8 protein-coding genes and 1 pseudogene are annotated in these 12,963 nt (G+C 43.9%); all 9 read left to right on the top strand.

Annotated elements, in window-relative coordinates; translation table 11 throughout:
- Positions 1-845: murein hydrolase activator EnvC (locus PBAL39_RS24230; protein ID WP_008246797.1), on the top strand; the 845-nt coding region annotated here is incomplete at its 5' end.
- A 199-nt stretch (positions 846-1,044) separates the two neighbouring features.
- Positions 1,045-3,555 carry a DUF5686 and carboxypeptidase-like regulatory domain-containing protein gene (locus PBAL39_RS24225; RefSeq protein ID WP_008246796.1) on the top strand — a complete coding sequence of 837 codons (2,511 nt, stop codon included), beginning with the start codon at positions 1,045-1,047 and terminating at the stop codon, positions 3,553-3,555.
- A 9-nt stretch (positions 3,556-3,564) separates the two neighbouring features.
- Positions 3,565-4,134 (top strand): DUF4833 domain-containing protein, encoded by a 570-nt coding sequence (locus tag PBAL39_RS24220; RefSeq protein WP_008246794.1) that lies wholly within the window; start codon positions 3,565-3,567, stop codon positions 4,132-4,134.
- A 104-nt stretch (positions 4,135-4,238) separates the two neighbouring features.
- Positions 4,239-4,607: a LiaI-LiaF-like domain-containing protein gene (locus PBAL39_RS24215; RefSeq protein ID WP_008246792.1), complete on the top strand. Its 369-nt coding sequence runs from the start codon at positions 4,239-4,241 to the stop codon at positions 4,605-4,607.
- Between the two features lie 151 nt (positions 4,608-4,758).
- On the top strand, positions 4,759-5,370 hold the full coding sequence (locus tag PBAL39_RS24210; RefSeq protein ID WP_008246790.1) for a TetR/AcrR family transcriptional regulator: 612 nt from the start codon (positions 4,759-4,761) through the stop codon (positions 5,368-5,370).
- Between the two features lie 2 nt (positions 5,371-5,372).
- Complete coding sequence (locus PBAL39_RS24205) at positions 5,373-5,819, top strand: PaaI family thioesterase (RefSeq protein ID WP_008246786.1); 447 nt, start codon at positions 5,373-5,375, stop codon at positions 5,817-5,819.
- 57 nt (positions 5,820-5,876) lie between these two features.
- Complete coding sequence (gene fabF, locus PBAL39_RS24200) at positions 5,877-7,127, top strand: beta-ketoacyl-ACP synthase II (RefSeq protein ID WP_039867671.1); 1,251 nt, start codon at positions 5,877-5,879, stop codon at positions 7,125-7,127.
- Positions 7,128-7,186: 59 nt separating this feature from the next.
- The gene (locus tag PBAL39_RS24195; protein ID WP_039867670.1) at positions 7,187-7,927 is read left to right on the top strand and encodes a phosphatase PAP2 family protein; all 741 of its coding nucleotides are present in this window, start codon (positions 7,187-7,189) and stop codon (positions 7,925-7,927) included.
- An 865-nt stretch (positions 7,928-8,792) separates the two neighbouring features.
- Positions 8,793-12,963: pseudogene (locus PBAL39_RS24960) on the top strand (hypothetical protein); the annotation flags it as partial.

Genomic DNA, 12,963 nt, shown 5'->3' with positions numbered 1-12,963 from the left:
CCTATAAAAGGATCAAGTACTTTCAGCAATTTGGTCAATACCGCAAGAAACAGGTAGACTATATGCAGGGTACGCAGAAAAATATTGAATACAAGATTGGGGTGCTTGACCGTAACCTGAAGGAGAAGAGTAGCTTGCTGACCGAGCAGGAAAAGGAGAAGATAAAGCTGAGTAAGAATAAATCTGAGCAGGCAGTCATGCTGAGCCAGATTAGTAAACAGGAGAAACAGTTCAGGCAGGATATCGCGGCAAGTAAACGTAAGCAGGCGGATATCGACCGTGCGATCCGCAATGCCATTCAGCGGGAGATTGAGCTGGCCCGTAAGAAGGCAGAGGAAGAGGAGCGTCTTGCTGCTCAGAAGGCTGTTGCCGAGGGACGCCCTGTGCCTGTGGTGAAAGAGAAAACCAACAGCAATTACCTGACTGCCTCACCTGAGGCTGCGAAACTCTCTGCGGGATTTGAAAACAACCGCGGAAGGTTGCCATGGCCGGTGAGCCAATACTCTATTGTAGAAAGGTTTGGTTCGCATCGCGAAGGGCAGGCCACCTACAACAATGACGGAATAAACATTCTTACCGAAAATGGCGCGCCAGTGCGTGCGGTGTTTGAAGGTAAGGTGCTTTTTGTTAGAGAGTTGTATGGTACTTATATCGTGGCCCTCATTCATGGGGATTATTTTACGATTTACCAGAACCTGAAGAGCGTTAGTGTTGCTAAAGGAGATAAGGTGGAGACTAAACAAAGCATTGGTGTTGTAGCGGCAAAGGAAGACGGCCCGATCCTGCATTTCGAAATTATGCGAGGCCAGGATAAGTTGAATCCCGAAGCATGGGTTGCGAAATAGGTGATCACTTCTTAAACGGATTTTCATTTTGATGTCATAACATGCAAAACAGACGTTCTGCTGACTTATAGATTATCATAATTTGAACCATGACCGTATCTTTGACTATCTGATACAAATTGGTCAATTATTATAAACAAAGACATCAACCTTCGTGCACTATATTAAATACCCTCTAGGCTTTTTATTCCTCATTTTTATGGGCTTTTCTGCTGTGGCCCAGCAAACAACAGTAAGCGGAATTGTTACGGATGCGAAAACCAAAGAAACGCTGCCTTACGTATCCTTTCAGATTGTTGGGACCACCAAAGGAGGCAGGACAGATGCTGACGGTCATTATAACATTACGTTAAATGCAGGTTCTACACAACTGAAGTTTAGTTATGTTGGTTATACCAGTCAGACTAAAACTGTAAAATCCGGCCAGAGCCAAACCGTCAATGTACAGCTGCAGCCCGAGGCGATGCTGATGGACGAGGTGGTGATTTCTGCAGGTAAAAAGCCCAAATATAGAAATAAAGAAAATCCTGCTGTGGCACTGATCCGTAAAGTGATTGAGAACAAGCCCAAAAACAGAATGGAAAACTATGATTATGTTTCTTACCAGAAATATGAGCTGATGGCTTTTTCATTGAGTAACCTTTCCGATAAATTTAAGAACAACCGGATTTTTCGCAACTACCAGTTCCTGTTCCAGGAGCAGGATTCCACGAAGATCGGCGGCAAGAATTTCCTTCCCGTTTATCAGGAGGAGAAATTATCCGATAACTATTACCGGAAAAATCCGGAGAAGCTGAAAACCATAGAGGTCGCCAATAAGCGGGTGAACTTTGACGCACGTTTCATCGATACGAAGGGGATGAGCGTTTACTTCGACCGGATGTATCAGGACATCAACATTTACGATAACAACATTTCTGTGGTCAGCAATCAGCTGCTGAGCCCTATCGCTGATGCAGCACCTTCATTTTATAAGTTTTTCATCACCGATACCATCAAAACCCAGCAACCTTATCTTGTGGAACTAGCCTTTACACCTAGAAACAACACCGATTTGCTTTTCGAGGGGCGTTTATATGTGACACTTGATGGGAATTATGCTGTGCAAAACGCTTTCCTGTCAGTAAATAAACACATCAACCTGAACTTCGTACGTGCTTTGGAGGCTAAGCTGGACTTTGAGAAAAATCCTGATTCCCGGTACCACCTGAGCAAAAGTAACCTGCTGATCGACTTTGGTTTAAGTAAAAACGGTGGTAAAGGTTTCACGGGTGAACGGACAGTGAACTTTAAGGATTATAAGATCAACCAGCCGATTTCTGACAGCCTGTTTAACGTGAAGCCATCTATCAATGAGCCTGCAGTTATTCCGAATGCAGAATCTGAAGAGTTCTGGGCTAAAAATCGCCCGGAGCCTTTAACTGCGGCAGGTATGAAAGTATACACGAATATCGATACGTTACAGAAGATTCCTTCCTTCACCAGAACCATGGACATCATCACGCTGGTAGGTGCAGGGTTTAAGGACTTCGGACCTTTTGAAATGGGTCCGGTGAATACCTTTTATAGTTTCAATGGGGTGGAGGGCTTCCGTCTGCGTCTCGGAGGAAGAACAACGACAGCTTTGAGTAAACGTTACTATTTTGAAACTTATGGTGCTTATGGATTTAAGGATGAGAAGTTCAAGTTTTTTTTAAGTGGTACTTACTCGCTGAACAATAAGTCTATTTATGCGTTTCCGCAGAATTACATTCGTGCCAGCTTCCAGCGGGATACTAAAATCCCCGGACAGGAGCTGCAGTTTGTGCAGGAGGACAACTTCCTGTTGTCATTCAAACGTGGTGAGAACAACATGTTGCTGTATAACGATTTTTACAGGATCGATTATATGAGGGAATTTGAAAACCATTTCTCTTATAGCATTGGGCTGAGGAAATGGCAGCAGACACCGGCAGGAACCATTTATTTCGGGGGTTCTTCCCTTAATCCGCTGGATCGCATCAACCAGATCAGTACATCAGAGGTGACCCTTTCATTGAGGTATGCGCCGCATGAGAAGTTCTATCAGGGGAAATTGTACAGAACACCGATTATCGACAAGTATCCAACGTTTAACCTGCGCTATACCGCGGGGTTAAAAGATGTATTGGGTGGAGAATATAACTATCATAATTTCATGGGTAGCATTGACAAGCGTTTTTACCTGTCGCAGCTCGGTTATACCGATGTGACGCTTGAAGGTGCCTACATCATTGGTAAAGTTCCTTTTCCATTGTTGGCCATCCACCGTGCCAACCAGACCTATGCGTATCAACTGAATTCTTATAACCTGATGAACTTCCTGGAGTTTGTGAGTGATCGTTACGCGAGCGTGATGGTAGACCATAACTTTAATGGTTTCTTCTTCAACAAAATCCCATTGCTGAAAAAACTGAAACTGAGGGAATGTTTCTCTGTTAAAGCTCTTTACGGTGGACTGCGAGCAGAGAACGATCCATCAGTAAGCAGTACTGCCATGCAGTTTGTCAAAAACGAAGAAGGTCAGACCATTACACATTCTTTAAATAATGAACCGTATATTGAGGGAAGTGTTGGGGTAGGTAACATTTTTAAAGTGCTAAGGGTTGATGCCGTTAAACGTTTCACGTATCTGGATAATCCTGGAATCTCCGAATGGGGAATTCGTGCAAGGGTAAAATTTGATTTTTAATAATTGTTTATGAAGAGGATTGAAGTTGCGGTCAGGCTGATGTTGTTGATGTTGATGATAGGCATGCTGCCGGTTGCGGCACAGACAACGGATAAAAGTGACCCCTCACCGTTGAAGTTTCCAACACCGAAAGGGATCAAAGATCAGCTCTTTTACCTGCAGCGTGACCCGAATACAAATACCATCATCTGTGAACTGAATGATGACGGTCATGGAAAGGTAGATGAGAAGGATCCTATTCTGGTATACTGGTTGCGCTATGCTGAGAAGGGCGAAAAGGAAGACCTCAATTATATTCAGCGCAAATTTGCCTATGGTATTCAGACTAAAAAGTTGGCCAAGGACAGTTATGAGTTGCGATTTGTATCCCATAAGAAAATACCGATGTATCTGCGGATCTCGGATGGGGACAAGAAGTTTCATGTATATGTAACGGTAAATAATAAGGAGATCCAGCTGGAGAGAATTTTTCTTCGTATTGTGGGTGGGTCATTCTGGCTGCCAAATGTTAGGTATGTAGAGATCAGAGGTGTTTATACTGAAACAGGTAATGTCGTCACCGAGCGGATCAAGGTATAACATTTACCGATTATAAATCGCCTTTTACCGGTTGTTTGCCGGTGTCTGACAGCTTCTGATTGCGGAAGGCTGTTTTCATAACTAGTTTTGAAGAAAAAACAGCTATGGAAACTTTCAAACAACAAAATAAGGTAGGTAAATACTCAGGTTTTGGATTACTGTTGGTAGCAGTCGGCATTGTCTTTCTGCTGAGAAATCTGGGCGTTGATGTGCCGCATTGGCTATTCAGCTGGAGCAGCCTGATGCTGGTGGCTGGTCTTTGGATTGGATATAAAAAGAATTTCCGGATTGACAACTGGGTGCTCCTTGTGATGATTGGTGGAATCTTTACCATCAGAGATATTGCTTTTTTTGAATTGTCCAGAATTACCGGTGCGTTGATCCTTATCGGCCTGGGTATTTATCTGGTCATTAAACCCAGCAAGGTTCTTTCGTTTTCAGAAGGTTGTAAACACAGGAAAACATTAGAATAGAAAATTCTTTACACCATCATATATAGGCTGCCTGTTGACGTCTTCCTGACTTGGAGGGCGAAATGGGCGGCCTTTTTCTATTGCAATCATTTGATATTCTTTTTTACCGACTAAAGTTGTTTGTTTAAATACCGATCGGTATATTTGTAGCGTGAAATCAGTTCCGAAATCAGAGAGCACGCGTAAGTTTATCATTGAGGCTACTTCTGGCCTTTTCAATAAACGCGGGTACGCAGGCACAGCATTGTCAGATCTGACGGAGGCGACGCAGCTCAGCAAAGGCAGCATTTATGGAAACTTTGAGAATAAAGAAGCTGTAGCACTTGCCGTATTTCAATACAATCTGTCTTTAATACAACAGTTGATCAACAATAGAATGTCATTGTATACCAGCGCAAAAGATCAGCTGATGGCCCATGCACAAGTATACCACAGTTTTGAGCACACCCCATTTCCCGATGGAGGCTGTCCCTTGCTGAATACCGCAGTTGAGGCTGATGATACCAATGAAGTGCTGAGAGCGAGCGCCGCCGAGGGACTTGAAAACTGGAAAAACAGGATTTCAGCCTTGATTGAGCGAGGAAAAGCAGCTGGTGAATTTAAGGCAGATACCAATGCCAGGGATTCGGCCACAACGATTATCGCTTTGCTGGAAGGGGGCATGATGATGTCGAAAGTTAGCAGGAGCCCGGAGGTGATGGATGTGCTGGTGCAAGCCATTAAAGATTTTATCATAAGAATGTCTCATACGTCAATCGAATAAAAATGCAGAAACCGTCAGAATTTTTAAAGGCACAGGAAGGGAAAGAGGTGAGTCGTTCGCCCTCTCCATTGATGAACTGGTTGAATCCAACCATCATTTCTGTGGAAACAGGGAAGTTGGTCTTTCAATACCTGATCCGCGAAGAAATGACCAATCCGATGGGGATTTTGCACGGAGGGATCACTGCTGCAATTATTGATGACGCGGTTGGGGCCACGGTGATCTGTTATGATGACCCGGTATTCCATGTGACGCTAAACAATGTGGTGGACTATTTTAATGCTGCGAAGGCGGGAGATGTGATCATCGCAGAGACGCTGGTGATCAAAAAAGGGCGGCAGGTTGTTAATGTACAGTGTGAGGTGTGGAATGAGGATAGGACGAGGATGATTGCGAGAGGATATAGCAACCTGTTGAGGACAGACCGGAAGCGTCCGGGTAGTGAATAACAGAATATATTACGGCCTTTATGGCCATTTACATATTAAAAAAAGAAAAACAGAGGAATGAAAAGAGTAGTTATAACCGGAATGGGGGTGATCAGTCCGCTAGGGAATTCTGTCAGTGAATTGTGGGATAACATCCTTGCTGGCAAGAGTGGGGTAGGACCGATTACGAAGTTTGACGCGTCAAAGTTTAAAACCCATTTCGCATGTGAGGTCAAAGATTTTGACGCGCTGGAATACTTTGATAAGAAGGAGCTTAAGAAATACGATCTTTATACACAATATGCTGTTGCGGCCAGCGATCAGGCCATTCAGGCTGCGGGGCTCGACTTTGCAGGGATGGATGAGGCTGCCCGTTATGAGGTTGGTGTAATATGGGCTACTGGAAACGGTGGTATCGGAACCTTTGAGCAACAGCTTAAAGAGTACCATACCGGCGACGGGACGCCGAGGTTTAGCCCGTATTTTATTCCAAAAATGATTGTCGACATTGCTGCAGGGGTAATTTCTATCCGTCATAAACTGCATGGTCCTAACTATTGTACCGTTTCTGCTTGTGCATCTTCCAACACAGCGATCATCAGTGCTTTTGATACCATCCGACTTGGAAAAGCAAATATCATGATTGCCGGAGGTTCTGAAGCCGCTATTACAGATTCGTCAGTTGGAGGCTTTAACGGAGCACAGGCTTTGTCGAAGCGCAATGATGCACCTGCGCAGGCTTCACGTCCTTTTGATAAAAGCAGGGATGGTTTTGTGATCGCGGAAGGTGCGGCAGCATTGGTGTTGGAGGATTATGACCATGCAATCGCCAGGGGTGCTACGATTTACGGTGAGATGGTTGGCGGTGGAATGGCTGCTGATGCTTATCACCTTACAGGTACACACCCTGAGGGGCTGGGGGCCATACAGGGAATGAAAAAGGCATTACATGATGCCGGTATCGGCGCTGATCAGATTGATTATATCAATGCCCATGCTACTTCTACCGGACTTGGAGACCTTAGTGAGCTGATTGGTATTAAGTCTGTATTCGGCGATGCTGATGTAGCCATCAGTGGAACAAAATCCATGACGGGCCATTTGCTTGGCGCGGCTGGCGCATTGGAAAGTGTGATCAGTATTCTATCTGCTCAACACGATATGGTACCTGGAACGATCAATACTGAAGAGCTTGATGAACAGATTCCTGAGGGGCTGAACATCGTATTGGGTGCTTCGGTTCCAAGGAAGATTGGGTATGTGATGAACAATACCTTCGGGTTTGGTGGACATACGGCTACTTCAATTTTTAAAAAATATAAAGGGTAGGCTCCTTTTCAGATTCATTTCAGAATTGGCATATAATTTTGAAATAAAATCTGAAGGGGATGATACGTGTAAAGTTCTGTTTTTTAATATTATTATGTTTTTCCTTGTCGGCCAAAGCTCAACGGGTGGATACGCTGACAAGGGAAAACAAATTTAGGGTCGCTCCCTTTATTATACCTGCTATTTTTGTGGGTTATGGACTGATGGGATCCGGCAATAATTTTATCAATGATATTGACCGGAATACCAGGGAGCGTCTGGTGGAACGACATGCTCTGTTTTCTCTAAAAGCAGATGACTATCTGCGATATGTGCCCGCGGCAGCCGTATATGGTCTTCATTTATCCGGAGTAAAGGGCAAGAATAGTGTTGTGGATGCTACAGGAAATTATGTGGTGTCGATGGCCATTTCGATGAGTGTGGTGTCTTTTACAAAAAAGATCAGCCATCGGCTTAGACCTGATGGTACTACCTATGATGCCTTTCCGTCGGGGCATACCTCTACATCATTTGCTTCAGCAGAGTTTCTGAATCAGGAATATAAAGACATTTCTCCTTTCATTGGTTATGCAGGATATGCCGTGGCGTTGACTACTGGAGTATTCAGGCTGTATAACAATAGACATTGGGTGACTGATGTCGTTGCCGGTGCGGGTGTGGGTATTGCCTCTACCAAATTGGGTTACTTATTGTATCCGCATTTAAAAAGGGCTTTATTTGGTAAAAATGAAACGAATTTTAGTCTTGTGCCATTGTATCAGGAAGGGAAAGCCGGACTTTCGTTTGCCGGAAGGTTTTAATCCTTGATTTCTGTCTGGTGTCTGTGTTGAGTATTTGGTATATCGATTTATGGACTGTGAATATAAAAGGAAGGGGTTGAACTTCCCGGAACAACCCCTTTTATCGACATCCATCGAGTAAGAATAAATTATGATTCAAATATATACTGTCTTTTGTGCCTGAAAAATGATACTGATCACAATTGAGGCATTATTCTGACGCTATTGGTGTTATATCTGGTGAAGGTTGGTGCTGAATTGTCTGGTTTAGATTCTATTCTTTGTATCTCCGACAACTTGAGTATTAGTTCCCTCTCTTTCTATAATTTTTTATAGCTTTTTCCATATCAATTTAGTGTTTGTTGTTTATCTTTTGGTGATAAATGTGTTTTTAGTATTAATTATAACTGTCATTATTTGATATTTTTTATGTTTTAATTAGGTGTTAAACTAGTTTTTTCAAGCGTTTTCTTTGATTTACACCATTAAATATGAGGCTTTTTCGATGTTGGCATCTGTTGATGTTAAGTTAAATGTTGTTTGATGTGTAGATTGATGGGTAATTTATTCCTCAAATCTCTACTTGTTGTTTTTTTGAACTTGCTCTTGTAAAGGTGTAAATGTCGTTGAAAACGCTTAAAGGCACTTTTTTGTCCCAATTTTATTACTGGTTTGATTTTTATAGAAAAAACATTTTTTTAATGTGATTTCTTGAATTATGAGATAAATTCTGAGTATTTTGTGAGTGGTAAACGATATTAAACCCTAAAGAAAATTTCAGTTTGCATGCAGTAGGCTTTTTTGGAAAATAAGTTTTCAATGAGTTAGCGGTCATGGCTCGGAGTGTATCTGCTGGGAAGTTGGGAAAATTGTATTGTCATTCTTTATGCTAAATTCGCTCAGATTAGAATACGATTCTATTTACAGGGTTAGTGTTCGTCTGCTATTTTTCTTATTGCTGATTCTTTCCTTTAAGCAGGCAAATGCTGAAGGTAGTAAGGATTTATATCCAAGTGGCGTAAGGGGTAATCGCGCGTTTTTATATGTAAATAATTCAGCAGCTGTTCTCGGGAATAATGTATCCTTCCCATTCAGGACATTGGGAACCCATTTTGTATATGCCAAAGTGGGAGAAACCATTGCCATCGCCTCAAGTGCAGTCAACACTAATACAGGTACGATCTACGTGACTACACCCTCTGGTAACCGGTCTGTATTGACCGGCAGTGGAGGGCGGATTGCATCAAGGACGGAGGAACTGGCGGGGCCAAGGTCCCCAGGCCAAGGTGCTGGGGGTAACAGGTATGCTCCGAAATATTTAACCATTGGTGCCGGCCAGGAAGGGGTGTGGAAGGTCGAGTTTGTTGCAACGGGGTCTGAGACTGATGCCGGGTATTGGACCGGAGCTGATGTCAGGGCTGACAACAACTGGACTCAACCCGGATCAAGTAACCTGATTGCGGCCTGGGACATTTCGGTACGTAATGCAGGTAATACCTGGTGGCTTAGCGGCCGGGTATATACTAACGTTTTAAATCTGCAGCTTTCGGATAATTTTGAGTCGGAGGACAAAGCTTACTACGGTACCACTTATGTGCTTACGAAAGACGGACGTGCCTATCGTGTCAAGAATAACGGAAATCACGGACTTGGATTTACGTTTTTCTCCAACAACAAAGGGTTTATAGACGCTGCTAAACAACCAATTTACAAAAGTCTCAACACTACGAATGCTGCTGAAATTTTAAATGCAGTGCATGATCCCAGAAGTCAGGATGATTTGACCAACAACCTGATCACTCACAAGATTTTTTATAATGCACCATCTGCTGATCTTCCTCAAGATGCTGATGTTGCGTTAACAAATGTCCGCACGTCTACCTGGCTGAAACGAGATGCAGTTGTGCCAATTGTGACGAATATTAATTTTATCGGGTCGGAGGGTACTCCCGGACAATCCGGTCAGAAAGGTGGATACATCTTATTTGATGCGAATGTCCCGGGTTCATACAGGATTGAGATACCTTTTGGCAACAATAAAAAACGCGTTATCGTTGGGGCAGCTACTGCTAACGAGAACAGGATCAAGTGGGATGGTAAGGATGATGATGGTAACCTCATTCCCGGCGGAGCCCTGGTCTCTGAGGTTAAGGTTCGCTTGTCTTCTGCGGAAGTGCATTTCCCTTATATTGATATGGAGATTAATCCTCGTGGTATCATTATAGAACTCGCTGAAAATACGCTTCAGTATGCAATCAATCCCAATCCTTCCGTTATCGATGAAAGTGTGTACAGCGATCGGGTGTATTGGAACGATTCTGATATTACTGGTGGTACTGGAGATCTGAGGTCAGATCCAAAAGATAACTCTGTAGATGGTTTATCAAGTAACGCCAATGGCCATAAGTGGGGGACTTACGCCACAAGTAATGGCAGCACAAATAATAACAACGGTAAGGGGAGTGCTAGTTATGGCAATAACAAAGCTATGGACACCTATGCCTACATTTTAAGTAATGAAGAAGGGCAGGCCCTGAATATGAATATTAAGGTGGCTGATTTGAAGGTCGTCAGCATCATACCCGTATTAACCAATCTTAAACCTGGCAGCCCGGTATCGTTTAAAGTGCGGGTAAAAAATGAAAGTTCAATTGTCGTGGAAGGAGCAAAGTTTGCTTTTTTCTGGCCGTCAATAGTAAATATTCCTGGTGGAAATGTTTCTGTGTCGGTACCTGCAGGGGTGCAGTCTAATAACGAGAGCCTTGTTGCAGGTGCCTTCAGATCATCGCTGGATTTCCCGGCAGGTGCGGAAATGGAATATACATTCACAGGAACGATTGCCTCCGTTGTTCCCGCAACTGGGATCCACTTGGAAGCAAGCATTATGCGCCCTAATGATGTGACGGATCCGGATGCATCTAATCATGTGTTTGATCAGGAGCCCACGGATCCACATGAAGAATGTGCTAACGGGACGGCAACAGAAGCTTGTAACAATATTAAATACCGGGATATTTTTGAACAGGATGTATGTCAGGGTAGCGCGATCACAGAGATTGCCTATACGTTGGATGGTGGCACAGCACTGGTTACAGGCAGCGTTCCGAATGGGGTGACTGGTGCGACAGCCACTGGTGTTTACAGATTAAATGGCGTGCCATCAACCGCTGGTAGGTATGAGTTTACAATTGGTACATCGGGAAATGAAAGACAAAAATCTGATTACCTAATTCATGTCAATGCACTTCCTGGAATAACAAGTCAGCCGGTCAATAATAGTGTTTGTGAAGGCAGTAGTACTAATTTTTCTGTTACCTCGTCAGGGGCGAACAATGCTTATCAGTGGCAATATCTCGATGGCACGATGTGGATGAATTTTTCTGCGACTGAGAAGGCTTCAGGTTTTAATACGGAAGTCCTTAGCCTCACTGATATTCCTCTTTCGGAGAATGGAAGGCAAATTAGGGTGCTCGTCACCAGTGAATTGGGATGCGCTGTGAGATCTAATGCTGTAAATCTGACGGTTAAGGCGCTACCTCCGGCTCCCTCCATCTCCTCCAACAATGTGGTTAAGCAATGTGAAGGGAACAGTATCGTGGTAAGGGCGAGTCCGACAACAGGGCTTAGATATGAGTGGTATCTTAATGGTGTTTTAATTACCGGTCCGGGAACTACGGGCAACCGGATCAGCGCTACCCAATCAGGCGAGTATACGGTTAAAATCATTATGAATGATGGTACTGATTGTCCGAGTCCTGCATCACCAAGTTTACCACTTGAATTCATCGCACTACCTCCTATTCCTAATGTCACTGCCAGTGCGTCGGTAGCATGTGAGAGTGATGGCATTCTGTTTACCTCTTCCGTGGCTTATTCATATCAGTGGTATAACGGAGAAGGGCCGATTAGTGGTGCTACCGGTAAAGAGTTCCTGACCAGGGAAACGGGTAGTTACTATGTGGAAGTGAAGAATGAATTTGGTTGTAATGAATTCTCTGACCCAATTGATGTTGTGATCAATAGGTCTTCTACAGCTTTAGATATTAATGCTTCAGATCATGCAATCTGCTTAGGCGAGAGCGTCACGCTGAATGCTGCATTGAACAGCTCATTATCAACGGTCAGTCCTGTATTTACTTGGTATGCTGATGCGACACTCGCGACTAAATTACATGAAGGTGCATCCTATCAGGTTAGCCCGGCTACCACAACCATTTATTATGTAACTGTGAAGGGGAATGGAACCTGTGAAAATCCTACTGGCGGAGGTAAGGCTGTTACGGTAACGGTGAACGACCAGCCAACCCTAGCTGATATTACAGTTGCTGATGATGTAATCTGCGCCGGAGCTAGCTCAACGCTAACTGCATCAAGTAACATAACAGGAGCGAGATTTACCTGGTACAGCGATGCAGCTTTATCTAATGTGATCTCCACCAATGCAACGCTAACTGTAAGCCCTTCGACGACTACTACTTACTATGTGAGGTTGACGAATGTTTCGGGTTGTTTCACCACAGGTAAAGCTGTGACGGTAACAGTGAACGACCAACCGACAGTTGCGGACATCACAGTTACAGATGAGGAAATCTGTGCAGGAGGCAGCTCAACACTCACAGCAACAAGTACGATTACAGGAGCGAGCTTCACTTGGTACAGCGATGCTGCTTTATCCAATTTAATTTCTAACACTGCAACCCTCACAGTAAGCCCGGCAGTAACGACGACTTACTATGTAAGATTAACGAATGCTTCGGGTTGTTTCACCGCAGGCAAAGCTGTGACGGTAACGGTCAGTGACCAGCCGACAGTTGCGGACATCACAGTTACAGATGAGGAAATCTGTGCAGGAGCTAGTTCAACACTTACAGCAACAAGTACGATTACAGGAGCGAGCTTCACCTGGTACAGCGATGCTGCGTTGTCCAATGTACTTTCCAACACTGCAACCCTAACAGTAAGCCCGGTAGTAACGACCACATATTATGTGAGGCTGACAAATGCTTCGGGTTGTTTCACTGCAGGCAAAGCTGTGACAGTAACAGTAAACGATCAGC

The sequence above is a fragment of the Pedobacter sp. BAL39 genome (genome assembly GCF_000170795.1).
GTDB lineage: Bacteria > Bacteroidota > Bacteroidia > Sphingobacteriales > Sphingobacteriaceae > Pedobacter.
Note: the sequence above shows the minus strand (reverse complement) of the source record. Positions and strands in the feature narration are given on the sequence as shown.